The organism is Anabaena sp. TISTR 8404 (assembly GCF_056847745.1).
The window spans coordinates 4,586,526-4,612,007 of sequence record NZ_CP180578.1 but is presented as its reverse complement, the minus strand read 5'-3'; the positions used below and the strand labels follow the sequence as shown (position 1 = coordinate 4,612,007).

Annotated in this window: 16 protein-coding genes; 9 read left to right on the top strand and 7 right to left on the bottom strand. The window is 41.0% G+C overall.

Features of this window, described 5'->3' with window-relative positions; all coding sequences use genetic code 11:
• Positions 1-335: 335 nt before the first annotated feature.
• The gene (mrdA, locus tag ACMX3D_RS20010) at positions 336-2,156 is read left to right on the top strand and encodes a penicillin-binding protein 2 (RefSeq protein WP_482747592.1); all 1,821 of its coding nucleotides are present in this window, start codon (positions 336-338) and stop codon (positions 2,154-2,156) included.
• Between the two features lie 264 nt (positions 2,157-2,420).
• On the opposite strand, the gene ACMX3D_RS20005 is transcribed toward mrdA, so the two are convergent.
• Positions 2,421-4,571 (bottom strand): protein kinase domain-containing protein, encoded by a 2,151-nt coding sequence (locus ACMX3D_RS20005; RefSeq protein ID WP_482747591.1) that lies wholly within the window; start codon positions 4,569-4,571, stop codon positions 2,421-2,423.
• Positions 4,572-4,699: 128 nt separating this feature from the next.
• Positions 4,700-6,382, bottom strand: a complete 1,683-nt coding sequence (locus ACMX3D_RS20000) for a protein kinase domain-containing protein (RefSeq protein ID WP_482747590.1) — start codon at positions 6,380-6,382, stop codon at positions 4,700-4,702.
• Between the two features lie 283 nt (positions 6,383-6,665).
• Here ACMX3D_RS20000 and ACMX3D_RS19995 point away from each other — a divergent pair, with 283 nt between their 5' ends.
• From ACMX3D_RS19995 to ACMX3D_RS19970, 6 genes are all read left to right on the top strand, one after another.
• Positions 6,666-8,204 carry a phenylacetate--CoA ligase family protein gene (locus ACMX3D_RS19995; RefSeq protein ID WP_482747589.1) on the top strand — a complete coding sequence of 513 codons (1,539 nt, stop codon included), beginning with the start codon at positions 6,666-6,668 and terminating at the stop codon, positions 8,202-8,204.
• 153 nt (positions 8,205-8,357) lie between these two features.
• Positions 8,358-8,987: a TetR/AcrR family transcriptional regulator gene (locus ACMX3D_RS19990; protein WP_482747588.1), complete on the top strand. Its 630-nt coding sequence runs from the start codon at positions 8,358-8,360 to the stop codon at positions 8,985-8,987.
• A 253-nt stretch (positions 8,988-9,240) separates the two neighbouring features.
• Positions 9,241-9,555, top strand: coding sequence for a DUF6825 family protein (locus tag ACMX3D_RS19985; protein ID WP_482747587.1), 315 nt, complete (start codon positions 9,241-9,243; stop codon positions 9,553-9,555).
• Between the two features lie 102 nt (positions 9,556-9,657).
• Positions 9,658-11,343, top strand: coding sequence for an ABC1 kinase family protein (locus tag ACMX3D_RS19980; protein ID WP_482747586.1), 1,686 nt, complete (start codon positions 9,658-9,660; stop codon positions 11,341-11,343).
• Between the two features lie 18 nt (positions 11,344-11,361).
• Positions 11,362-12,090: a Stp1/IreP family PP2C-type Ser/Thr phosphatase gene (locus tag ACMX3D_RS19975; RefSeq protein ID WP_482747585.1), complete on the top strand. Its 729-nt coding sequence runs from the start codon at positions 11,362-11,364 to the stop codon at positions 12,088-12,090.
• Between the two features lie 728 nt (positions 12,091-12,818).
• Positions 12,819-13,016, top strand: a complete 198-nt coding sequence (locus tag ACMX3D_RS19970) for an NblA/ycf18 family protein (protein ID WP_015113604.1) — start codon at positions 12,819-12,821, stop codon at positions 13,014-13,016.
• Positions 13,017-13,421: 405 nt separating this feature from the next.
• Here ACMX3D_RS19970 and ACMX3D_RS19965 read toward each other — a convergent pair whose 3' ends face one another.
• The 4 genes from ACMX3D_RS19965 to ACMX3D_RS19950 form a co-directional block, all read right to left on the bottom strand.
• The gene (locus ACMX3D_RS19965; RefSeq protein WP_482747584.1) at positions 13,422-14,987 is read right to left on the bottom strand and encodes a serine/threonine protein kinase; all 1,566 of its coding nucleotides are present in this window, start codon (positions 14,985-14,987) and stop codon (positions 13,422-13,424) included.
• 298 nt (positions 14,988-15,285) lie between these two features.
• On the bottom strand, positions 15,286-15,735 hold the full coding sequence (locus ACMX3D_RS19960) for a hypothetical protein (protein ID WP_482747583.1): 450 nt from the start codon (positions 15,733-15,735) through the stop codon (positions 15,286-15,288).
• Between the two features lie 89 nt (positions 15,736-15,824).
• The gene (locus tag ACMX3D_RS19955) at positions 15,825-16,985 is read right to left on the bottom strand and encodes an anhydro-N-acetylmuramic acid kinase (protein ID WP_482747582.1); all 1,161 of its coding nucleotides are present in this window, start codon (positions 16,983-16,985) and stop codon (positions 15,825-15,827) included.
• A gap of 431 nt (positions 16,986-17,416) precedes the next feature.
• Positions 17,417-20,137 (bottom strand): DUF3536 domain-containing protein, encoded by a 2,721-nt coding sequence (locus tag ACMX3D_RS19950; protein ID WP_482747581.1) that lies wholly within the window; start codon positions 20,135-20,137, stop codon positions 17,417-17,419.
• Between the two features lie 591 nt (positions 20,138-20,728).
• On the opposite strand from ACMX3D_RS19950, the gene cax reads away from it, so the two are divergent.
• Positions 20,729-21,820, top strand: coding sequence for a calcium/proton exchanger (gene cax, locus ACMX3D_RS19945; protein WP_482747580.1), 1,092 nt, complete (start codon positions 20,729-20,731; stop codon positions 21,818-21,820).
• 413 nt (positions 21,821-22,233) lie between these two features.
• Entirely contained in the window at positions 22,234-22,836 is a 603-nt protein-coding gene (locus ACMX3D_RS19940; RefSeq protein ID WP_482747579.1) for a peptidoglycan-binding domain-containing protein, read from the top strand.
• 73 nt (positions 22,837-22,909) lie between these two features.
• On the opposite strand, the gene ACMX3D_RS19935 is transcribed toward ACMX3D_RS19940, so the two are convergent.
• Positions 22,910-25,330, bottom strand: a complete 2,421-nt coding sequence (locus tag ACMX3D_RS19935; protein WP_482747578.1) for a sucrose synthase — start codon at positions 25,328-25,330, stop codon at positions 22,910-22,912.
• Positions 25,331-25,482: the final 152 nt, after the last annotated feature.

Here is a 25,482-nt window from a genome sequence, read left to right as displayed (position 1 = left end):
ATGGAAGCGGCTTAGTTTCTATTTTTAATGATTAGTTTTTTTTCATTTATCCAGCGACTGCTCAATATATCGTCTGAATGGTACTGTGGACATTAACAACTGGATAAACCCAGTTTTTCCAGTTGTCCAAAGTAGATGTGGTGGATATCATTCATTTAGCAGATACTTGTTAATGGTTAACTGCAATTATTCCTGATCAACTAAATCGACAGTATGACATTACAAATATAAGTCAAACTCTATCCCAAAAATTATTGTAATTTACAGTAATCTTCGGTACAAGCTCAGACTCATTGTATACATATAGTATTTCTTAAGCAATTAATCTTTGTGATATGGCAGTATTACATCCGTCTCCTCTTGGTGGTAAAAAAAATACACGTACAGTCGGACGCAATTTTCAGTCTATATTTTTAATCATATTTACCCTCTCAATGTTAACTGGCATTGGGGCGCGGTTGGCATATTTGCAAATTGTTGAGGGGCAAGTACACCGCAAACGAGCCGAGGCTAATCGCATTCGGGTGATTGCCAAACAACCAGAACGTGGGAATATTTTTGACCGTAATGGCAAACTTTTGGCTAGTACACGCTATCCTCGTTCTGTATATCTTTGGCCGATGGCACATACTAAACCTTCTTGGCCAGTAGTCGGGCCGAGGTTAGCCAGCATTTTAGATATTCCCCAAACAGAAATTGAAAAAAAACTGGATGAGGCTGGTGCAAATTCTTCTTCTTTAATTAGAATTGCCCGTGATTTGAATGAAGCGCAAGTCACAGCAATGAAGGAGTATGAAAACGAACTACCAGAGGTAGAAGTTCATACAGAGGCTGTTCGTTACTATCCCCACGGTAAGGCACTAGCTCATGTATTAGGTTATACGCGAGAATTAACGGCTGAACAGTTAAAAGAAAGACAAAAAGAAGGCTATCGCTTGGGTGATGTTATCGGCCAGATGGGAGTAGAAAAAGCTTATGAAAAAACATTGCGGGGTGAATGGGGAGGTCAGCAGGTAGAAGTTGATGGTGCTGGGCGACCGCTACGGGTTTTAGGGGAGAAACAAGCCAAAGCCGGGAATGATCTGCACTTGACTTTAGATTTAGATATACAAAAGGCCGCAGAAAAAGCATTGGGCGATCGCGATGGTGCTATTGTGGCAATCAACCCAAAAAATGGTGCAGTTTTAGCATTAGTATCTCATCCCACCTTTGACCCCAATATCTTTTCTAAACAAAAACTCACTCAAAAAGATTGGGAATCTGTACAAGGTGAAGACCATCCTCTAGTTAATCGCGCCCTCAGCGCCTTTCCGCCCGCCAGCACCTTTAAAATTGTCACTACAACTGCTGGTTTGGAATCAGGTAAATTTTCTCCCAGCACAATCTTACAAACCTATGGTTCTTTAAACATTGGCGGAACACGATTTGGCGAATGGAACCATGCGGGGTTTGGGCCTTTAGGATTTGTCGGCGCGATGCAGTGGAGTAGTGATACCTTCTTTTATCAAATAGGTAGAGGCGTTGGTGGCCCAACTTTGATTGAGTGGACACGCAAGTATGGATTTGGTCAAAAAACTGGCTTTGAGTTTGCCTCAGAAGAAACTAAAGGTTTAGTTCCAGATGAAACATGGAAACAGAAAGCCTGGAAAATCCCCTGGACTGTCGGCGACACAATTAATATGTCTATTGGTCAAGGTGCTTTACAAACTACACCTTTACAAGTAGCGATTATGTTTGCTGTCCCAGCTAATGGTGGCTATCGAGTCCAGCCGCATTTACTCAAAGATAATGAAGATGCCAAAAGCTGGCGTGAATCTTTAAATATGAAGCCGACAACCATTAAAATTCTGCGCGATGGACTACGCAAGGTTGTTTCTGAAGGTACGGGTAAAGCTTTAAATAAGCCGACAATTCCCTCTGTAGCTGGCAAAAGTGGCACAGCAGAAGCTTGGAAACGTCGTGTCAAACAAAATCATGCTTGGTTTGGTGCGTATGCGCCAGCCGATAATCCAGAAATGGTCATTGTTGCTTTTGCAGAACATTCTGGTGGTGGTGGTGGTAGTATCGCCGCGCCGATGATTCTACAAATTATGGAAGATTATTACCAAAGGAAATATCCAGGTAAATATCAAAAACCAGAGGCGAAGAAACCATAGTTCGCTAGGGTGCGTTATGGATGATAATTCTAACGCACCGCAAATCTGAAGTTGAAATTACATAAATTCGATGAACCTCTCCCCAACCCCTCTCCGAAGCGGAGAGGGGCTGAAATATAGACGAAAAATTAAGCTTTTAAAGCCTCTCCCCTGCAAGGAGAGAGGTTTGGAGAGGGGTTTGTTAAATCCGTCGAACTCACGTTGAAATTACGTTTTTGCGATCGCAATTATTATATTCCCTGACACCCCTGTATTTCCTCAAAGCTATGGCGTTGTTTCCGTTGGAGTGGCTGTGGGTTCGGGTGTAGATGTTTCTGTTGGCGTGGCTGTGGGTTCGGGTGTAGATGTTTCTGTGGGTGTGGCTGTGGGAGATTCCACTGGGACGGGATTTTCGGCGGCGATGCTGAGTTGATAATCTACTGTTGTTGATGCCGTAGAAGCGATCGCAAACTCATAATAGCCCTTCTCTGGTAACTCTGTAGTTAAAGTGCGTTTTGTTGAGTCTTCTAAAAGTTTGACTTTGCCAGAAGGAGAATAAACTGATAACAAAACTTTGGGACTCGCTTTGAGGTTTAATTCCAATGTTTGCCCTTTAGCGAGTCCAGCAATGAAAATCTTACCACTGCCTGGTTTGAGAGTTCCAGTTACTGTTTTACTTGTCGCCCCTATATCAAAAACAATCTTTTCAAAAGCACTCCCATCGAGGATAGCACTAAGTTGATCGCTCACAAAGCCATGCCAAACTTGCCCAATGGGTTCATTTAAAAAATTTTCATCACGACGTTGTTCAGGAAATATTCTGTTGAAAGCCACATCACCTAAATCATATAAAGCGCGACTACCAACGTTGATTTTGTTCACTGCTGTTTTCCAGCGATCGCGTTCCGATGCCGTATAATTTCCTAGTTGCCGACGTGCTTTTGTACTTAAAACTGAAAGCTTATCTAACACTTCGTCAGCAGTTCTATCCCATACAGCCCGCAAACTTTCATCTTCTGGTTCATTGCTGAGAGTGCGTCCTTGTAAACTGGGGTTTCTTTGCCAAAAGATTTGATTGACCAAGTTTACATAAAAGCTTTGATCAATATTTAACTGTTGACGGCGATCGCTTAATTTTTCTTTGCGTTGCTTTTCTTCGGGCGAATAATTTGCTGAAGGATCAACGGGTTGGGTAACTGTTGGGGTGGGTGTAGGGTCAACATTTCCACCATCATGATTATTTCTCGTGACTCCCCACCAAACTACTCCGACAGCACCCACTAAAACTAATGTTGCAGCAAAAGTTTTACCCGGTGTCCACCAGCTTGTTGGTTGAGAAATAGGTGCGGGAGATGCAGCGATGGGACGAGGCGGTGTTGGGGTAAAAGCAGGAGAAGGTGCGACGGCGAAAGTAGCGGATGTTGTAGGTGGAGGTGCAACTGATGGTTGAGTTGGTGGTTGAGTGACAGGATATTGAACAGATGAAGGGTTGAGTGCTTGTAAAACTTGATTAGCAGATTGATAGCGATCGCTCGGTCGAGGCGCTAACATCTTATCTAATACCTGACCTAACATCGGACTCAAACTCAGTTCTTGATGCCATTTCCAAGTCAGAGTGTAATTATCGAGTAATTCTTGCGGTTGTTTACCTGTTAGCAATACTAATATTGTGACCGCCAAAGCGTACAAATCACTGTGGGGAGATACTGCACCAGTTTGCATTTGTTCTGATGGTGCAAAGCCGATTTTTCCCAATAAAGTAGGCGCTGGAGGCGATGCTGCACCTGGTTGGTAATATTGAGAAGCAACAGTGGCAACAACTTGTTTCACCCCACCAAAGTCAATTAATACTGGCAGTTGGTCTGCGGTACGTAAAATTAAATTATCTGGCGAAATATCTCGATGAATCACACCCATCGAGTGGATATATTCTAAAACAGGCAAAATTTGCTGCAACAGTTGGCGTACTTCTGCTTCTGTAAACCGTAAGCCTTGCTGTTTGCGAGTATTTAATAAAGAGTTGTATGTTTGCCCCTCTACATAATCTTGCACCAAGAAAAGATATTCCTTACCTTGGAGATTTGTGCGAAACAATTCTCGAAAGCGGGGAATTTGGGGATGTTGCAATTTGTAGAGAACACTGGCTTCTCGTTGAAATAGTTCTTCAGCTTTTTGTAAAACGTAAGCAGTTTGAACTTGAGGAGAAAATTCTTTTAAAACACAAAGTTCGCGGAAGCGGTTGATATCTTCAGCTAAATAAGTACGTCCAAATCCACCTTGCCCGATTTGCCGGACAATGACATAGCGATCGCTTAAAGTTAAACCAGGTTGAATACTATAACTTACAGGTAAATCTTGTAAATTTTCACCACAATGGAGACAAAACCGACTACCTGGGGGATTTTCATGACCTTTAGAGCAATAAAATTTAGTCATTGGTCAATAGTCAATAGTCAATAGTCAATAGTGGTGAATGCTGAGTCATATATTCTTCCCTTGTACTCTGACACCCTTGCACCTTTGCACCCTTGCACCCTTCTTGACTCATCACCTTGACACCTTCACTAATTGTTCGATTGTATTTTACTAACTTTATCAGCCGCGATCGCATACCAAATTTGACCGTAAGTTTGTTGATTCTGTTTTTCCTGTTGCTTTCCTGGAAATAACTCTTCAAATTTTTGATTAGTCTCTTTGTTTAACTGACTGATTGTATAGTTACCCAACTTTCCGGTTTTAGCTTGTAGTCTCCATCTTTCGTAATTTTTTTGGCTATATGTTCCTAGTTTCCGACGGGCTGCGGTGCTGAGTTCAGCCTGTTCTAGTTTATCCAACAAGTCATCAGCGATGCTCAACCACTCATTGCGCAAAGCCACATCTTTTGATGTGATGCTGCGCCCTTGCATATCTGGTCGCTGACTATAGAATATGTTGTCTACCATGCGGATAAAAAAGACTTCTGGGATTTCTAACTCTTGACGACGCGCCATTACATCCGCAATATTTTTACTTCCCTTGTTACTGACTGGTTGACCAAGGGGATTAGGTAACGATGGCATTTGGGGCAATGAAATTGCAGGCATTTTGATAGATTCTATACCTCTAACTACCGCATTTACCGCAGCCCAAGTTCCAGCGACTGTTAAACCGACTATTGCTGTACCAGCCATACTCACAGCAAAAGGACGTAGCCACACAGGTAAAGCACTGGTCACAACTTGAGTTCTTTGATGGAATTTACTCACAATAGCGTTAGCGCGTTTTTGTCCGGGGGAGACTATCTGAGTCTTCAGCTTGGTAATATAAGGATTGCTAGGTTGCGTTACAGCTGGCGATGGTAAGTCTTTGAGAACTTGTTCGGCTGTTTGATAGCGATCGCTTGGTTTATAAGCCAGCATCTTTTTCAATACTGATTCTAGTTTGGGGCTAACCTTAATTTCCTTACCCCAATACCAAATGCCTTGATAGCTGTCGTATAATTTTTGCGGTTCCTTCCCTGTTAATAATACTAATACCGTCACCGCTAAAGAGTATAAATCGCTGCTCAGAAATACCTTTCCTTGCCGCAGTTGTTCTTCTGGTGCGTAGCCTTTTTTACCTAATAAAGTATGATTTACAGCTAACTTAGTAAACCAAAAACCTTGAGAAGCTGGTAATTGCTTCACACCCCCAAAATCAATCAGTACAGGCAAATGATCAGAACGTCGCCAAATCAAATTATCCGGTGAGATATCGCGGTGAACCACATCTTTTGAGTGGATGTAAGACAATACAGGTAAAATTTGTTGCAGCAGTAGAATTATTTCTTCCTCACTAAAAGTTTGTCCTTGAGCTTGGCGTTGTTCTAATAGCTGGCAATAATTATCACCCTGGATATAATCTTGCACGAGAAAGAAAAAATCTTTACTGCCTATCTGCACCTGTAAAGAAGCGTGAAAACGCGGAATTTGCGGATGCTGGAGTTTCTTCAGCACACTGGCTTCTCGTTCAAATAACTCCTTTGCTTTTTGTAAATCTTGCTGTGCTTGCACTTGCGGTGCAAATTCCTTCAGCACGCATACTTGATTGCTTTTGTGCTTATCTTCCGCTAAATAAGTACGTCCAAAACCGCCTTGCCCTAACTGACGTATAATTTGATAGCGTTGATTGACAACCTGCCCAACAGCAAGAGGCAGCGGTTCACCACAAGAGGTACAAAACCGATTACTGCTAAGATTTGCGTGTTGTTTACTGCAATAAACCTGCATGGTGCTGAAGGATAAATTAGGGTTTTTATAAATTACTACAACATAAGCAGTTCTGTTTACGGATATGCTACCTAGAATTTTCCGCGAACTGAAACTCTGTTAAAAAGTAATTTGCCAAATAGAGCTTGCTGAGAGCCTTAGCTTTAATAAAATTTATCTTTAAACACCAAAATACTAAGCACACAGCAAAAACTAAAATAAACACTCAGCGTACCTTTGCGTTTACCTTAGCGATCCTCCGCGTTTAAAATCAAATCTGACTTGATACTTTTCAGATAAATTTATGAACGCTAATTCTCAACAACAGCGAGCCATCAAGGCATTTGAAGAATTTATTTCTACACCTATAGAAACCCTACTACAGAGACATCATCACACTGCCAATTCACGAACAGTCTTAACATTGTTTCACGATGTCGCTGCTAATGTCCCAGCATACAAAGCTTTTTTAGCAGAAAGAAAAATTAATCCTGATACTATTCAAACTCTGGAAGATTTTCAGCAATTACCTGCGATCGCTAAAGAAAATTATATACAACGTTATCCTCTACCTGATTTGTGCCGCAACGGTCAGTTAGCAGAGTGTGATATGATAGCTGCTTCCTCCGGTTCCACAGGTAAACCCACATTTTGGCCGCGCTTCTTCACCAATGAACTGCAAATAGCCACACGCTTTGAGCAAATTTTTCATGACAGTTTTTTTGCAGACACTCGTCGCACCCTCGCAGTAATTTGTTTCACCCTGGGAACTTGGGTAGGCGGAATGTTCACAACAAATTGCTGTCGCTATTTAGCAAGTAAAGGTTATCCCATCACCGTTATTACTCCTGGTAACAACAAAGAAGAAATCTTGCGCGTCGTTCAAGAACTCGGTAAAAATTTTGAGCAAGTTGTACTTTTGGGATACCCGCCATTCCTCAAAGATGTGATTGATACTGGGATAAGTCGTGGCGTGGAATGGTCGCAATATCACATTAAGCTAGTCATGGCGGGAGAAGTATTCAGTGAAGAATGGCGTAGTTTAGTCGGTGACAGAGTTGGTTCGCAAAATCCTTGCTACGATTTCGCCTCACTCTACGGAACTGCGGATGCTAGTGTATTGGGAAATGAAACGCCTTTGAGTATTTGCATTCGCCGTTTCTTAGCCAAAAACCCCGATGCTGCTAGAGCTTTATTTGGCGAATCTCGTCTACCTACATTAGTACAATATGACCCCAGCGATCGCTTTTTCGAGGTACAAAACGGCTCATTGCTGTTTTCTGGAGACAATGGTATTCCCCTAGTACGTTACGACATCCTCGACACTGGTGGAATTATTACCTATGATGCGATGCTTCAATTTCTAGCACAATGGAAATTCAACCCATTAGAAGCACTCTGTTCAGAAACCAACAACTCAGCACTCAGCACTCAGCACTCCCCCAGAGGAATTCACCCATTACCTTTCGTCTACATTTTTGGACGTTCTAACTTTACAGTTTCTTACTTTGGCGCAAATATTTATCCTGAAAACGTCACCGTCGGCTTAGAACAACCAGTTATTCAAGCATGGGTAACAGGTAAATTCGTGTTGCAAGTCAAAGAAGATGCAGACAAAAACCGATTTTTATCTGTGGTTGTAGAACTAGCACCAGGCGTTGAAAGTAATGAAGACAAACGCCAAGCTATAACCGAGTCAATTTTGGCGCAACTCTTACGCCTCAACAGTGAGTTTGCTAATTACGTTCCCCCAGAATATCAAACACCACAGGTTGCGTTAACTGCAACAGGCGATCGCGAATATTTTCCCATCGGAGTCAAACATCGCTATACCCGCAAGTAAGAAAATAAATAGAGGTTAAATATGTCTTTTTATTAATCTCATACCCCTCAGGCTTTGCTTACCTTTGCAATTTTTTGCTAAACATTATATTAAGTTGCTTAAAAACACATTTTTCAACTTCAAATATAATGCAAGTAAGCACTTGCCAGCACAATGAGCAAAAACATCCGTTCATCGACTCTCACCCGTACACGTTTAATAGAAGCCGCCTCACAAGTATTTGCGAATTTAGGTGTACAAGGCGCAACTACCCGCGAAATAGCTCGCGTTGCTGGCGTAAATGAGGTAACTTTATTTCGTCACTTTGCCAGTAAAGAACAACTGCTCAAAGCCGTCATTGAAAATGCTCTCGCACTCCAAATAGAAGCTTTGGCGCATCCCGAAACTTGGACACAAAATCTCAGTGTTGATTTGAAATGCTATGCCAAACTATACAACGCTATGCTAGAAGCCCACGAAGACTTGATTCGTACCTTTATTGGGGAAGCTAAACGTCATCCCGAAGCAGCCAAGCAAGTTATTCAAGAAGCAACTCAACCCTTAAGTGAAAAACTAATTGCTTATCTCAAATCTTGTCAGAAACATGGTACGGTCAGACCAGAACTTGATCCAGCGCCCGCAGTTGATATGTTTACTGGAATGCTACTAGCAGGTATGCTCTGCCGTAATGCCAAGCTCAAGAAAAATAGTTATAGCGGTGATGAATATATCGATACTTGTGTGGATATTTTTGTGCGCGGTATCAGTCTTGCTTTTGTACCTGCTGTTAGTGGAGGTAGGTAAAATTAATAATTCAAATTACAAATTATTTATTAAATAAATCAGCATATTTCTCAGGCAGATTAATCAAATTTTTTATATTTTTTTAACAAATTTATTACTTTCTAGGTTAAATAAGTATATGTCCATATAGCTATAATTAATAATTGTAAAGTTTCTACTTTAACTTATAAAATTAACTCCAAACTCCCAGATAGAAGCCGCAATGCATACGGGCAAGTTATAATTCTCTTGCGGACGAGCGTAACAAAAATTTATGAGTAACCCCCTTTTACAAGCCTTTTTCGTAGGCAGAGCGGTAGCAGAAATCATTAATGAACGATTAGAGGTTGCCTTAACCGATGCGTTGAGTGAGCTAGGTAAATTTGATGCAGAAGCAAGAGAACAACTGCGTCAGTTTACACAAGAAGTCACAGAACGAGCAAATCGCGCAGCCCAAGCAGCTAACGTCGGTCAAACAACTACAGCCGGGCAAGATGCAGGTGATTTGCAAGCCAATATTGATGAACTACGAGCCGAAATTGCTCTATTGCGTAATGAATTGCAGCGTTATCGCAGTAGTTCTGTTTAATCTATTGTCAATGGTCAATAGTCAATAGTTATTAGCAGTTTAGGAATCAGAGTGTCTTACCTTCCAGTTGATTCGGTGACAAACCAACGGTACGCAAAAGATATGGAACAAAGTTATTCAGACAAAGCATACCGTTGGAATCGTGAAAACTACTCTAGCAAGCGCCGCTTTGTGGACATTTGGTCTTTTGTGTTGACTTTAATGTTCAAACTGTGGCGCTACAACAAATCTTGGAGTTATCCAGGTGGTGTAACAGAAGCAAAACAAGCTGCAAGGCGCAAAGCCCAAGCAATTTGGATTCGCAATACACTATTGGATTTAGGGCCGACCTTTATTAAAGTCGGGCAGTTGTTTTCAACTCGTGCTGATATCTTCCCCAGTGAATATGTCGAAGAGTTATCGAAGCTGCAAGATAAAGTCCCAGCATTTAGCTATGAGCAAGTAGAAACGATTATCGAGCAAGAACTGGGGAAAAAAATTCCTGAACTCTTCCAAAGTTTTGAACCTATTCCTCTGGCTGCTGCAAGTTTAGGACAAGTGCATAAAGCTGTGCTACACAATGGGGAAGCTGTTGTTGTCAAGGTACAGCGTCCTGGACTAAAGAAATTATTTGAAATAGATTTACAAATTCTTAAAGGAATTGCTCGTTACTTCCAAAACCATCCTAGATGGGGGAAGGGACGAGATTGGATGGGAATTTACGAAGAATGTTGTCGCATTCTGTGGGAAGAAATCGATTATCTCGGTGAAGGTCGTAACGCTGATACATTTCGTCGCAACTTTCGTGGTTATGACTGGGTAAAAGTGCCAAGAATTTATTGGCGTTACACTTCGCCACGAGTTTTAACATTAGAATATCTGCCGGGAATTAAAATTAGTCAATATGAAGCTTTAGAAGCTGCGGGTTTAGATCGGAAAGTCATTGCCCGTCAAGGCGCTCAAGCTTATTTACATCAACTGCTGAATAATGGCTTTTTCCATGCTGACCCTCATCCAGGTAATATCGCTGTCAGTGCAGATGGTAGTTTAATATTCTACGATTTTGGCATGATGGGGCGAATTAAATCCAATGTCCGGGAAGGGCTAATGGAAACTTTGTTTGGGATTGCCCAAAAAGATGGCGATCGCGTAGTACAGTCACTGATTAATTTAGGAGCGATCGCACCAGTAGAAGATATGGGGCCAGTACGGCGTTCTGTCCAGTATATGCTGGATAATTTTATGGATAAGCCGTTTGAAAACCAATCAGTGGCAGCAATTAGTGATGATCTATACGAAATAGCTTATAATCAGCCATTTAGATTTCCCGCAACTTTCACTTTTGTGATGCGAGCTTTTTCCACTCTAGAGGGGGTAGGTAAGGGCTTAGATCCAGAGTTTAATTTTATGGAAGTTGCCCAACCTTATGCAATGCAGCTTATGACAGATATGAATGGCGCTGACGGTAATAGCTTCCTGAATGAATTAAGTCGTCAAGCAGTACAGGTAAGTACCACTGCCTTTGGGCTTCCACGTAGACTAGAAGATACTTTAGAAAAATTAGAGCGTGGCGATATGCGCGTGCGGGTGCGTTCGATAGAATCAGAACGCCTGTTGCGGCGACAGGGCAATATTCAACTAGGAATCAGCTACGCTTTGATAATCAGTGGATTTACTCTGTCAGCTACCATTTTATTGGTAAATCATTATGTATGGTTGGCGCTAACAGCAGGTTTAATTGCCGCCGCAGTCTCAGTAATTCTGATTCGCTTGCTTCTTCGCCTCGACCGTTATGAACGTATGTATTAATTATTGTCTTAAAAAATTATGAAATTAAAATTCACGGGTTTTAGTGATCCGGGACTTATTCGTTCTAGTAACCAAGATGCCTATTATGTCGATCCCGAAGGACGATTTTTTATCGTTGCTGATGGGATGGGTGGTCACGCAGGCGGTGAAGAAGCAAGCCACATTGCAACGCGTGAAATACAAGCCCATTTAGTAGCAAATTGGAATTCAGTAGAATCAGACCCACAATTGCTCGAAAAAGCTTTGTGGCAGGCCAATGAAGCAATTTTGCAGGATCAGCAAAAACATCCCGAACGGGCTGATATGGGTACTACTGTCGTCGTAGTACTGTTTCGCCAACCAGAAGCTCCTTGGTGCGCTCATATTGGAGACTCTAGATTGTATCGCTTACGGGGGTCACAATTAGAGCAAATTACAGAAGACCATACATGGGTAGCAAGAGCAATTAAAGTAGGCGATATCACTGCTGAGGAAGCACGAATTCACCCCTTCCGCCATGTATTATCCCGTTGTTTGGGTCGGGAAGACCTGCACCAATTTGATGTGCAACTGTTGGATGTTAAAGGGGGCGATCGCTTGCTTTTATGTAGTGATGGTCTAACCGAAGAATTAGTAGATGAGAAGATTGCTGATTGTCTACAAAACATTCCCTTGCTAGAAAAAGCCTCCATCTCCCTAATTGAAGCTGCTAAGGAGCAAGGAGGACACGATAACATCACAGTTGTCATCGTAGAGCTACAAGTTTGAAATACAGTTAATAGTCAATATTCAATGGTCAAAAGTAATTTTGACCAAAAGTTCCTCCACGGTACCAGCCCCCGTTGTGGGTCAATCCAAAATCTATAGCATAGTCACATAGATGAGGAATTGCTGATTGCTAAAAGCTTTGTAGACGCAAGGCTGCTTTTTGTAGGGTAGCAACTGGATTTATACTCAGCGCTTTACCACAAGATCCAAAATTGTTTGGCTTTGGACATTTTTTAGTAAATATACTCAGTAATTTGTTCAGCCTGAGCATTTTTATTCTTTACAACTTGATAAAAATACATTTAACCTCCAAATTTAGCCTTTGGAGGCTATGTTTATATAATTTTGTTGAATTGACATCTTGCACCTAATACGGTATGGCGCATATAATTCAGGTTTAATACCTTTTATTTATCCTTGCGCCAATCAGCCTCTCCCCTAAGAGAGAAACTCAAAGTTAGCAAGGCTAGGTTAAGGTATTTTATTTCACAAACCGTGAAATTTCCCGGACTCTGCCTCAGCAGACTTGAGTTCTATATCAGTAGGTTTAGGCCGAAGCTGTTTCTGACACCAAAAATTTATCCTAAGGAGTGTGGGCAAATAGTCAAACAATTGTTATCTTTCTTAATACGTAGGAACAAATGTAGAGCTACTATTAGTCCCATCACCATCCTTTGAGGAATGGTGTCACTAAATTTCTCTTTTACGCGTTGTTTTCGGAGTTTACTATGAACCAGCCAATCGAATTATCCTTGGAACAACAGTTCAGTATCCGCTCATTCGCCACCCAAGTGCAACACATGAGCCATGACCAAGCTAAAGACTTTTTAGTCAAGCTCTATGAGCAAATGGTTGTGCGTGAGGCTACTTACCAAGAGTTACTCAAACATCAGTGGGGCTTAGATTCCGGTTCCACTCTGGCATAGGATTGTTTTTGTGTCGCAGTGGGCGACCTCCTTCTCTTGCTCGGTTCCAAGAAGGAAAGGAGCTGGGGATGCTGGGGCGTCAACTTCAAGTTTAACGATTGTAAATTACCTGTTTTAACCTAACTCTAGGCAGTGCCACATTAAAGGCTGCATCTATTTGTTAAGACTAAACTGTATTGTAGGGGATAAATTAGCAACTGTAACTAGCCAATAAAACTTCAGTTATGGCTTTTTCAGTACACTAATTTATGTGCTGTATTGGATACAGAGCAAAATTTGCGTAGATCCAATTAACATTAGTTGACCGCTCGCCATCGCTAATCATTATATTTGCTATAACGTAGGGCTTACAACCGAATATAGATTTTTCGTTATAAAACTTTACATTTTGCAATCAGCCACATTCTAGCCCGAAAGGTCGAAGGGAATGTCTGTAGCCGTTGCTTCTAACTTAGATAAAATTTGGGGTTTAATTTTTTCGTACTCAGTTTTTAATACATTTTTACTAATTTGGGGATCAACAGATGAGGTGGTAACTTTACTTTCTTCTGCCCACTGTTCCAAGTTTTTGCGTTGAGCAGTAGCAATACTGCAAAGTAGGATATGAGAACAGCGACTTGGTGCTTCCCGCGCAAAAAATAACAAACGATAGTAACCAGTTTTTGCCAGTAACCTAGCGATTTCTTGCCCTAGATTAGTTTTGAGGTCAAGGTAGTAAGGCAGCCACTTGACACCATGTTTGCGATTGTAGATCACAGTAATCCACAGTGCCATAGGGTGAGGAGCAGGCAGGAAGAGAAATTGATTATAACGATTACAGGCAAATCTGTTGAGAATTTCTCGTTGTGGTAGCATTACCCATAAAGCTGGTAAAACTTCGTCATGAACGCGAATCGTTTGAGGAAAAACAATATCAGCAATTGGCTTATTATCTGGCCAAGAAACAGAGCGTAAGATTTCATCATGAGAAGGTAGAACCTGTACATCAGCCTTAGTCTTGGGCTGAACTTCAACAGGAATGGTTAAGCTGCGAGTTGCTACAGGTTTAGGTACTGGGATATCAGGCTGAGTGTTGTGTGAGCGGTAATTCTGTTCTATGGATTCTAACACCTTTAAGATTTCGCTTACCTTTTGAGGGCGATCGCTTGGTGCTTTCGCCAGACAACTCATCACTAAACTTTGTAATTGTTTGGGAATTTGCAACCCAGGATTCACATCATTAAAGGAGCGAGGTTCTTGAGTGTGATGTGTTTTATACCATGCTCCAAAGGAATGTGTGGGTGCTACTAACGGCATTTTGCCAGTTAGCATCTCAAACATCATGACACCTAAACTGTAAATATCCGAGCGATTGTCTAATTCCTTACCCTCCATTTGTTCGGGAGAAGAATAAGCCAAAGTTCCCAAATAAAATTTTGTTTGGTCGTTATTTCCTTGTAGTAACTTAGCAATCCCAAAATCTAAAATTTTGACTAATTCGCCAAAACTAGAGTCTTGAATGACCAGCATATTGCTGGGTTTAATATCACGATGAATAATTGGATAAATACTGCCATCAACTGGGATACCATCATGAGCGCACTGTAACCCCAAGCTGATTTGACGCACCATACTAAAAAATCTGGGTAACGCTAGATGGTGCTGACGAATAATCTGACTAAGGCTATGTCCTTGAAGATATTCCATGACATAAAACGGCGTATTATTTTCATCTACGCCGTAGTCCATGACTCGCACAATATGAATGCTTTTTTGTCCCAGCAAAGCACAAGTTTTCGCTTCTCGCTCAAAGCGTTCTTGTAATCGCATCTTTTCATTTTGAATCGATAAGGCGAGAAACTTGACAGCAACAGGGACTCCTCCCAACAAAATATCTTTAGCACGATAAACCCGACCCATAGCTCCAGTACCAATTAACTCCTGAAGCTGATAGCGTTTGCCGAGTAAGCGTCCGATGTTGGGGTCTGACATAAAACATTCGACTCCAAAAGCAAGTTGTATGTGTGTGGAAATAAAAGGAACTAAAGCATTTTTTAGTTCTCTGGTCGAAAACTTCTACCATTAGCCTGCGGTTTATCACCGAGGTGGTTTTTACCACTGTTCTACGGAATGATAGGTAATTCTGAAGTTTTCTAGCATTCCGCACTGTTATGTTGATTTATTTTTAGTTTGCCCAATTTGGTCTAAATAAATATCTATAGATTCTATTGATTTGCCATACATCAAAGAGACGTTGCATTGCAACGTCTCTACAATTTAAGACTCAGTACTATGTAAGTGGCTGACGTTCTAAGCTGGCTTCCATCGTACTAGTTAAAGAATGACCTGCCATGACACCACAACTTAAATAGTAAGTATTATTTGAAAGACGATATACAGTTTCAAAGCCACTACGACGTTGACGATCGCTTAGTACCCAATAGCGCTGCACAATTGTATCTAGACCAATCCAGCCTTCACCTTCAATTTGTCCCAAAAGGTTATGTTGCAGTAAAAAAGTATACTGGCGTTCTCCCTCATGCAAACGCCCTTTGTATTGTAAAGAAATTTCCGAGCGATCGCTACCGGGAAAAATTAGCTTAGTTGCCATTGTGAACCAGTTATCTCGATTCCAAGCAACCAAGGTCATACCCTTCACGCTAATTGGCATTCCATTGCGTTCTAGCCAACTGCCTTGTAATGTCCAGCGTCCTGGTTCCATTAAAAAAGTGTGACCCACCTTCTCAGTTCCTTGTGTTAATCGAGTACCTCTACGACTCAAAGATATATTTGAAAGCAGAAAATGTCAGGTGGTTGAGTAATCAAAACTTATTTTTGGGCTTGGTGAATTTCTCCTAAAAGCACTTCACTCGGTGCGCCTGTTGCTGATGGTAGGTTTCCAGGCATACCTAGCTGTCGCCAGTAGGCTAAAACTGCAAAAGCGATCGCTTCTTTAAAATCTGCACTCAAGCCGACTTCATCAGTAGTCAAGACTGGGATTTTTCCTAATAATGACTGTAACCGTTGTTTTAAATACAAATTACGACTCCCACCACCACATAAAAAGACTCGTTGTGGCATTTCTGGCAAGAAAGTTTGATAACTATGAACAATAGAAGCAGCAGTTAGTTCTGTTAATGTCGCTAGAAAGTCAGCGGGGCTGAGTTGGTATGGTTCGGCATCTTTTAAACATTGATGTAAGTAATCTACACCAAATAATTCGCGTCCTGTAGATTTGGGGGGCGGGAGATAAAAATAATCTTGCTGCAACCATTGTTCAACTAAAGGTTGGCAAACAGTGCCAGTAGCAGCCCATTTACCATCCTCATCATAAGTTTTTGCACCATTAGTTAAATGCTCGACTGCCAAATCTAACAGGCTATTTGCTGGGCCAGTATCCCAACCGTGCATTTTTTCTAACCAGTTGTCGCGGCGGGGTGGGATGTAAGCAACATTACCGATCCCGCCTAAATTCTGAATGCACCTTCCTTCTTGTGGGTGACTGAGTAAAAAAGCATCAACTCTGGGTACAAGGGGTGCGCCATGACCACCAATCGCAATATCAGCTACACGAAAATTACTAACAGTTGTTATCCCTGTAAGATAAGCAATCAAAGCACCACGACCAAGTTGTAGAGTATAACCCAGGGAGTGGGGTTGATTTATTCCCTTGTTTTGTGGTGGTCGATGGAAAACTGTTTGTCCGTGAGAACCAATTAAAGTGGCTGGCTGATGACCAGTTTGAATATTTCCAGCAGCTTGAGCAAAACTCAAAGCGATCGCATCATCTAATTGAGCTAATTCTGCCATTGAGATGGCTTTGCCTGCACAAACAGCTAAAATATTTTCTCTGAGTTCTGCGGGATAGGGATATGTTTCTCCTGCTAACAACTCAACTTTGAGATCTAAATCTGTACCAGAAATATCTACTAAAGCAGCGTCAATGCCATCTACAGATGTACCACTGATTAAACCGATAACGCGAGTCATAAATAATTTGTTAATAGTTATTGGTCAATAGTCATAAGTCAATGTTGAGGTTCAAGTCAAGTACTTTGGCATCATAGTTTGCTAAACTATAGTTCATCAAAAATTGATTTTTTTAATAAAACTTTGTTTTTCTTGTTTAGGAATTTCTTTGCTTGAGTTATGGTGTGAATTATTTACTATAACTAAAATGTTTAATATGTATCGACCTATTGATATATATTTAATCTATCTTAAGTATGTTAGTTAAAATTATATCTCAGTACATAATGACAAATGTTCCACTTTTGTTTGTGCAGCGATCGCTCCAGTAATCCGTATTAATAGGAGCGATCATTTCTCTAGTTTTAGCTCAAAAAAATTCTTCAATAATTGGTGAACAGCAAAATACCCGACTTCTTCAAGAAGTCGGGTATCTGAGTTTTAGGCATCAATTAATCTAACTGACTCAAAATTGAACTGACATCAACAGCTAACTTTTGGCCTAATTTCAACAACTGTCTACACTGATTCATATCCTGTTTATTAATTAAGCTGATAAAGCAAGCTGGTTTTATCTGGCTATACAAACAACTAAAGTATAGTTCTTGAGAACGATATAGAGAAATACCCAAATTTAGTTGATAGCCTACATCAATCAATCTTTCTAACAATTGAATATCGGTGGCAAAACTACCATTGGCATCGTGCAGTAATTGCCAGAGCGATCGCAAAATCAATTGCTCTAACATTTGCTTAGCTTCAGGAATATTCAATCGACAACGCAGATGTTTAGCTTCTGTGGCGATCGCTTCTAATTCTACAATGTAATTCCAACAAGATTGCGGTTCGGCTATATCTTGTTCTAGCGATCGCAATGTAGTCATACAGCGATATCCTAAAGCAATTTCCGCTGCTACTTGCAATTCTTGTGGGACTTCTAATTCATCCCGATGGAATGCCATGAGTACGCCGTAATTTTCTCGATATGTTTGAGTATACAGTTGGTCTAACCTGGTCAATGTTTCTTGACTAATTAACCGCATAATTCGGTGGCGTTCTTCAGCAAAGAGATTTTGCAAGCTGAAGGTTTCATTGCCAAATAACTGGGTCATTACCAAAATTGTGTGCGCTGCACTTGCTTGTTGGAGTGCAGTAAACAATTTTTCTTTTAACTGGCTGTAGTCACGTCGCCCAGTAAACTGTTGAATGCAGCAGTGGAAATCCCAACCACCCAAATGCAACACTGCAAATACTAAATGTTCGCTTTCCCAAGTAATTTCTGAGACTAACTTTAAATGTCCTACAACCAAAGTTAGCGCTCCCATACGTTGCAGTTGGTAATCTAACTCATTGGTGGTGTAGCAATAAACTCGTTTCTGGCAAGGATGATGCAGTGAACTCGCAGTATCTTGTCCTGGTAAATTGCAAGTTTCTGCTGGTCTGTGATTATTAAACAGTGAAGTAATCGCATAATGGGCAGCTACTTGCTTGAAGCTGACTTGAGCGGTTAGTACCAACTGACGATAAACTTCACCACCATGTTTGAAGAATTCTACATTGCTCGGCGCTAAACCCAGGCGTTTGAGAAAGCCTTTTTCTAATTGCACACCTGCGACATCTCCCGCCAATTCTAAAGCACGGGCAGCGTAACGGAGAATTTGAGTACCTTCGGGACGAGATAGTTCTTCAAAAAACCAACCGCAACTAGTAAACATTAATAAAGCGTGACGCTGCATTTCTAATAAACGCAAAGCATCTACTTGTTCAACAGCAGTGAGTTTGTGAGTTTGATGACGAGAGAGGAAGCGGCTGACATTCGCAGAAGAGCGATCGCGGATGACTTTGATATACTCATCCCTAGCTAACCAAGGATCTTTGAAAAATTGCTGTCCATATTCTTCATAGACTTCAATTAATTGATCCCGCAGCCAATTTAAAGCATTGCGTAAAGGTCGCCGCCATTTTTGATGCCAAACGCCGCCTTCACCACCGCAACCACAGTCATCTTGCCATCTATCTACACCATGAGCGCAACTCCAGGCGGTAACTGACTTGAGTTCTACTTCCCAAGTTGGAGGATTTAAGCTGAGGTAGTGGGCAAAGTTAGTGACTGTCCAACCGTGATGGGGAAATTCTTCGGTAAAGGCGTAAGCTAAGGTTTTTTCCGTGCCTTTTTTATGATGTCCAAAAGTTTCTCCATCGGTGGCGACAGAAATCAATTGGGCGGGACGATGATCCCCACGCACGGCTGAACCAATGCGTCCTGCCAAGTGATGGGAACTATGAGTCACATCTGAAAAACCCATGTCCCGCGATATTGGGCCATCGTAAAAGAAGATATCTATATAAGGTAGTCCTTCTACAGATTCCTCAATACTTTCTGCTGAAGATACAGTACTCAGCGGTGAAGCCGCAGTACTCAAATTTGGCTTCAAATAGCAACGATAGGGACGGGTGGGATCAATTTGACTACCGCCAACTTCATACCATTCCTTTTGGGGATCATTTTTCGTAGGTAAGGGACGGCAACGTTGTGCTTGCGATGGTGCCAAGATAATGAAACGAATACCTTCCGCGATGAGAGCTTCTATGGTTGCATAGTCAACACCTGTTTCTGCTAACCACATACCTTCGGGATCGTGGCCAAAGCGGGATTTGAAGTCTTCTTTGCCCCAGCGAATTTGTGTATATTTATCGCGTTCGTTAGCCAGAGGCATGATGATGTGATTATATACTTGCGCGATCGCATTGCCATGACCTTGCAAGCGTTGGGCGCTTTTGACATCTGCTTCTAATATTCGTTGATAAACCTCCAAATCATAGCGTTCTAGCCACGACATCAAGGTAGGGCCAATATTAAAGCTGAGATACTCGTAATTATTCACGATCCCCATGACTTCGCCTTTTTCATTCAATATCCTGGCAAAGGCATTGGGACGATAACATTCATAGTGAATCCGCTCATTCCAATCATGGAAAGGTGCAGCACTCGGTTGACGCTCAATTGCGTCTAGATAAGGGTTTTCGCGCGGTGGCTGGTAAAAATGACCATGCACCGTGACATACACACCAGTAGCTGTTCTCAGGGGATCATTCTGGTGAGTATCTTTAACATTAGGATTATGAGTAAACGTAGAGCCAGAGCTTCCTGGCAATTCAGCAGCAGAAGTCATGTATGTATATTTTTCCAAAACAAAAAACTTGCAGCAACGCGGAAAGCTTTGTATTCCAACCTCATCTACACAGGTTTGAATACAAAATCCGGTATAGACTGAAACTATGGGTCTAGGATACAGTCTAATTCTTGAGAAAGCAGTCTGACTAGAGTGTGAAATCTGCGTTATCACATGGCTGTTTCTCAAGTATCACTAAATTCTCAGCCATCTAACAACACCTATGTTACGGTTTTCTCGTTGGCAGCGCCAATAAAAGTTTAATTCTCTTTTAATATATTAAACTGGATGTTTTGTATAGATTGCCACTTCAAAATTAATACTTTTGCTACAAAAGATTGCGAAAAATCTGTAAAACGCAACTTTAATTTACAAGTACTGAGTTTGGTAAATTCTCTCAATGGCTTAATTGATAGTTGAGAGTATCCTATTGAAGTGCTGAGTTATGAGTACTGCGGGGGATGAGGGAGATAAGCAAGATCAGAAAAAATAATTAATTGTTGGTTGACGCACCTTACTTCCTTCACTCCCTCATCTTCTGCATACCTCTCTCAGCGTTTTTGTCGGATACCTTTAACTGAAAGTAACCAAATGTCAGGTAAAAACATTCTTTTTTTCGTGCTGTTACTGTTTATTCCGGTTTCTTTAGCGGCTCATTATCTCGAATGGGGAGACTTGATAGTATTTGTCGCCGCTGGTTTAGCCATTTTGCCTTTGGCGGCTTGGATGGGAACAGCTACTGAAGAAATTGCTGTAGTGGTAGGCCCAACACTAGGAGGGTTATTGAATGCTACCTTTGGCAATGCCACAGAATTGATTATTGCTTTAATAGCCTTGAAAGCCGGACTGGTAAATGTAGTCAAAGCTAGTATTACAGGCTCAATTGTCAGCAACTTACTGCTGGTGATGGGTCTTTCGATGTTATTAGGAGGACTACGCTACAAAGAACAAACATTTCAGCCGATTGTGGCGCGGGTAAATGCTTCTTCGATGAATTTGGCGGTGATTGCGATTTTGTTACCAACGGCAATGAACTATACTTCCAAAGGCATTGGCGAACAAACTCTCCAAAATCTTTCATTGGCTGTTGCAGTGGTGTTAATTGTGGTCTACGCCTTAACGCTGCTATTTTCGATGAAAACTCATACTTATCTGTATGATGTGGGTGTCGCTGAGGCAGAAGACAAGGAAAGTTCTCACAATAAACCAAATATCTGGTTGTGGACTGGCGTGTTGTTAGTATGTACCTTGCTAGTAGCACTTGAATCAGAAATGTTGGTTGATTCATTAGAAGTAGCAACATCGCAGCTAGGTTTGACAGCATTATTTACAGGGGTAATTTTAGTTCCCATTGTTGGTAATGCCGCAGAACACGCCACCGCTGTTACTGTAGCTATGAAAGATAAGATGGATCTTTCTGTATCTGTGGCTGTGGGTTCCAGTATGCAGATAGCCTTATTTGTAGCTCCGGTGTTAGTAATAGCTGGTTGGGTGTTTGGTCAACCAATGGATTTGGATTTTAATCCCTTTGAATTGGTAGCTGTGGCTGTGGCTGTGTTAATTGCCAACAGTATTAGTTCTGATGGTAAATCTAATTGGTTAGAAGGCACTTTACTGTTAGCTGCATACACAGTTTTAGGGTTCGCTTTTTACTTCCATCCAGTTATTGACAGCATAGGATAGTGAAAATTATCAGACAGCGATCGCTTGTTACTTTCTCACTGCGATCGCTTCTGCTTATAGGTAGAGTTAATTTTGCATTTTGTTGGCTATGTAACCATAATTTTGTATCTTCATAAATTCTAAAAAATCAAGATAATTTTCTTATTCAAATCTTATTAACCGTTAGAGATACTGCTTAAGATAGAACCAATTTCTGATTATCTAGAGTTTATTATTTTCAAGGAAAGCAGGGACATAAAAAAGTAGGCGAGACATTCTCTATTGTGTGAGCCATGATTTAACATAGTCAGGCGATCGCAGCAGTTTCTCGTAGCAAACAATTATTAGATTTTTTTATTTTTAGGACACACCATTCCGGAACCACGACAATTTTTCTGTCAAAGGAAATATGGGTGTTAATAACATCAAAAACAATGAGTGATATTGTCCTGCTGATGACGGGCGTGTTAATTGCAAAACAACCATCTCCGTCTCATTTTACCAAGCAGCCTGTAATTCAGCTAGACAATGGCGTGCAGAAAACACCACAGGGGCAGTCATCTCAAATTAATCCAGCTAAAAATATCACGCCACCTGAATTCATGCAGCTCAAAGAAAAGCCTCAAGCTACTCTAGTAGCATTTAATTCTGAGCCTGAAAAAAATCTAGTAAAAAACACAGACAAAAAAACTACTAAAGACTTATATAGCTTATCTGAATTCAAAAATTTTCAGCCTGTAAATGTGAAATTGCCGCGTTCACAACGCTTGATAGCCCAACAATTTAATGATGATGAAATTCTTTTGGCTAGATCTCCAAGATTTGCTGGTCGAACTGTACCAAATCTACGTTTTGGTAATTCCGGTCTAGCTGTCAGAGTTTTACAAAGGCTACTAATAGCTAACGGCTATGCTATACGCATTGATGGGGTTTATGGTGCGCTAACGGAAAGTGCTGTTAAGGCCTTTCAAAACCGTCGAAATTTAGTAGTAGATGGCGTAGTCGGCCCAAGAACTTGGTTTCATCTGACAAGGTAGATGATAGTCCAAAGTCAAGAGTCAAAAGTCAATAGTAAAAACTGTTGACTCTTGACCATTGACAATTGACTAATTACCGATACTTATGCTGTTCTAAGAGTTGTTGCGCTCTTGGTTTGTAGATTAAATAAAACAAAGATTCAAGATAACGCAATAAATCCTCACGGTTTTCTTTGGATGTAAAGTTCCAGAAGCCGTAAATTCTTGCTAAAGATAACAACTTGGTTGTGTGAATTTTCCAAGTATATGTAGTGTAAACTCGCTCAATTGCTTTTTGAGAAACTGTTTCCCAATAGTCAGGATTTTGTTCGCACTTAGTCACAAAATCTAAAATTTTTGTGGCTGTTTCATCTAAGTTAGTCGGGTTAATGTAAAATCCATTAACTCTATCTTGAATGATTTCTAATGGCCCCCCAAATTGAGTTGCAAAAGTAGGTAACCCGGAAATCATGGATTCTAAAATTGTTAAACCAAAGGCTTCAAATAATGCGGGTTGCACAAAAATGCCTTTATGATCAGCAATAACGCGATAAATTTCGCCAGAATCACTTTTTGATAGGCGCACACCTAACCAGCGAATTTTGCCGTGAAGATTGTATTCGTTAATGATGTGATAAAGTTTGATAATTTCATCACGTTCTTCATTATCATCTGATTCTTCTGTGCGTAACTTACCTGCTACTAAAATCAAGTTGCAATGTTCTTGCAAGTCTTTACTTTGACCAAAGCATTCGGCTAAACCAGTCAAGTTTTTAATGCGGTCGAGACGCGCCATTGAAAAGATAGGTCGCTTGTTGGGGTCGTCGAGTTTGCCGAAAATTTGGCTGGAATCTTCTAAAGTAAATAACATTTCAGCCAGGCGATCGCGATCGCTTTCTACCCGTTCTTGAGTCCGTGTGTAGGGGAAGTAATAATTCTCGTTCACCCCAGGCGGAACAACATTAAATTTCGGACTAAATAATTCAACGCCATTCACCACATGGTACAACTCAGGCATGGTGAAGCATTTATAAGATTCGTATTGTCCAACACTATCAGGTGTCCCAACAATTTCTTGGTAGGTGCTGCTGACAATAAAATTGGCAGCGTTCATTGCTATTAAGTCAGCGGTAAATTGTAAGGAGAAATGATATTTATCTTCTAAATCTTGCCAGTATAAGTTACTAAACAAGTATTTAGATTTTTCTAAAGCATGGGCGATGTTACACTGGGTAACTTTCATGCGTCGCGCCAAGAGGAATGCTACTAAATTTCCATCGGAATAGTTACCCACAATTAAGTCGGGTTTACCGTGGAATTCTGCTAGTAATTCTCTTTCTGAGTCGATGGCGAAGCTTTCTAAATAAGGCCAAAACTCAAATCGAGAAATCCAGTTCTGCGTCATGTTGGGATTAAAGTCTCGCAGCGGTACACGCAAAATCCAAGCGTTGTCTGTACCGTGGACTTTTTCTAGTCTTTGGTTACACAGAGTCCCATCACTATTCGGAATCAAGCGAGAAAGAATAATCACTTTTGGTTGAACGTTCAGTCCGTCTAAACCAGCTAGTAAGACATCTTCTTGTAGTTGCTTTTCTAAATTCCTAGCTTGGTCAAGAACGTAAACCACCTGACCACCTGTATCGGGTCTTCCTAATACGCCCTCTTGTCCAAACCAACCGTGGGCTGAAACCAAGACGATTCTAAAAATCATCGGGACACGGGAAATAAAAGCTTCTAGGGTTTGGGGGTCAGGTGAATCAATTAATTCATCTAAGATATTTAAGGTTTCTTGCACCCGATGCGCTGTGTTACCCCAACCAGGTTCAAAGCCCATTGTTTGCAATTGAAACCGGAATTGGTCGTAGGGTTCATCACTGGGACGTTCATTGACAAATGCGATCGCTTTTTTAACTTGTTGCGAAAGTTGCTGCTGTGATTGAATGCGATTATTAATTAGTAGTTGAATACCGTTATATTGGTGCAACCGCAAGAAATTAAATAAGCTTTCTAGCCATTGTTTTGGGTCTTGAAATAGTTTACTAGAAAGATAGCGGTTGAGATACTGCACACCCTTACCGATATTTTTGGGGTCGCGGATAACTGGTGTGTAGTCGTAAAAAGGGCCAAAGTCTAATTCTAGCAAGTCGCCTTCGTTGGGATGATGTTTGTTGACGAGGCGATCGCGCAGATCCAACAGTTCTTGGACTGTCATTGCTTCTACACTCAAGTCTGCTGTCACTCGATAAACTTCTTGACTAGCAATATGAGGACGGATAATAAAACAAAAATTGGAGTCTTCTTGAATGATTTCTTGAGTGTAATAGATGAGTTTCCCTAAGAGAGAAAAATTGTGTAACTTTTCGGACTTATCGTTTTTAGCACAGTATTCACTATATACATACAGTATGTCATTCCGCAGCAAATAGTTTTTTTCTTGCTGGCGTAAGTGACTAATGAAAGCGCGTAAATCATTTTTTTCTTCACTCTCTAACACTGTTTGGAGCAATTCAGACATATTCACCTCAAATTAAACAAGTACAAACACGAATAAACACAGATAATTTCTATCTGTGTTTCCAAGCTTAGGGTCTTCATTCGTGTTCTTCTTTACTTAAAGTATCGATAACTCAGTATTATTCCCTCTAACTATAGGCGTACAATTTTCCT

Excerpts from the sequence above, each read along its gene's own strand:
- mrdA (WP_482747592.1), top strand. The coding sequence starts at position 336 with ATGGCAGTATTACATCCGTCTCCTCTTGGTGGTAAAAAAAATACACGT.
- ACMX3D_RS20005 (WP_482747591.1), bottom strand. The coding sequence starts at position 4,571 with ATGACTAAATTTTATTGCTCTAAAGGTCATGAAAATCCCCCAGGTAGT.
- ACMX3D_RS20000 (WP_482747590.1), bottom strand. The coding sequence starts at position 6,382 with ATGCAGGTTTATTGCAGTAAACAACACGCAAATCTTAGCAGTAATCGG.
- ACMX3D_RS19995 (WP_482747589.1), top strand. The coding sequence starts at position 6,666 with ATGAACGCTAATTCTCAACAACAGCGAGCCATCAAGGCATTTGAAGAA.
- ACMX3D_RS19990 (WP_482747588.1), top strand. The coding sequence starts at position 8,358 with ATGAGCAAAAACATCCGTTCATCGACTCTCACCCGTACACGTTTAATA.
- ACMX3D_RS19985 (WP_482747587.1), top strand. The coding sequence starts at position 9,241 with ATGAGTAACCCCCTTTTACAAGCCTTTTTCGTAGGCAGAGCGGTAGCA.
- ACMX3D_RS19980 (WP_482747586.1), top strand. The coding sequence starts at position 9,658 with ATGGAACAAAGTTATTCAGACAAAGCATACCGTTGGAATCGTGAAAAC.
- ACMX3D_RS19975 (WP_482747585.1), top strand. The coding sequence starts at position 11,362 with ATGAAATTAAAATTCACGGGTTTTAGTGATCCGGGACTTATTCGTTCT.
- ACMX3D_RS19970 (WP_015113604.1), top strand. The coding sequence starts at position 12,819 with ATGAACCAGCCAATCGAATTATCCTTGGAACAACAGTTCAGTATCCGC.
- ACMX3D_RS19965 (WP_482747584.1), bottom strand. The coding sequence starts at position 14,987 with ATGTCAGACCCCAACATCGGACGCTTACTCGGCAAACGCTATCAGCTT.
- ACMX3D_RS19955 (WP_482747582.1), bottom strand. The coding sequence starts at position 16,985 with ATGACTCGCGTTATCGGTTTAATCAGTGGTACATCTGTAGATGGCATT.
- ACMX3D_RS19950 (WP_482747581.1), bottom strand. The coding sequence starts at position 20,137 with ATGACTTCTGCTGCTGAATTGCCAGGAAGCTCTGGCTCTACGTTTACT.
- cax (WP_482747580.1), top strand. The coding sequence starts at position 20,729 with ATGTCAGGTAAAAACATTCTTTTTTTCGTGCTGTTACTGTTTATTCCG.
- ACMX3D_RS19940 (WP_482747579.1), top strand. The coding sequence starts at position 22,234 with ATGAGTGATATTGTCCTGCTGATGACGGGCGTGTTAATTGCAAAACAA.
- ACMX3D_RS19935 (WP_482747578.1), bottom strand. The coding sequence starts at position 25,330 with ATGTCTGAATTGCTCCAAACAGTGTTAGAGAGTGAAGAAAAAAATGAT.